General features: G+C 73.2%; 1 protein-coding gene. It reads right to left on the reverse strand.

Annotated elements, in window-relative coordinates; translation table 11 throughout:
- A partial coding sequence (locus ACPYOI_RS36360; protein WP_481424214.1) for a hypothetical protein occupies window positions 1-265 on the reverse strand: 265 nt, incomplete at both ends.

A 265-nucleotide genomic window follows, 5' to 3' on the forward strand; every position in this document is an offset into this window, starting at 1 on the left:
GCGCTGCCCGCGCCGGTCGCGCTCGCATTCTTCACGTTCACGCCGCCCGCCGAATCGGCGCTGCTGAGCGCCGGAATGCCGAGCCGCGGCACGCCCGGGATGTAGCTTGCGCCGTTCAACGCGTCGGCCGGAAACGGGCCGCCGAAGTTGAGCGCGGGCATGCCGGTCCCGTGCACGAGCTGCAGTTTCTCGTCTGTCGTCAGTTGCGCGACGAGTGCGGCCGCGCGCTGGTCGGCCGCCGCCTCGGGGTCGGCCGGCGCATGGA

Source organism: Rhizobium sp. SVR5-2C (assembly GCF_056755115.1).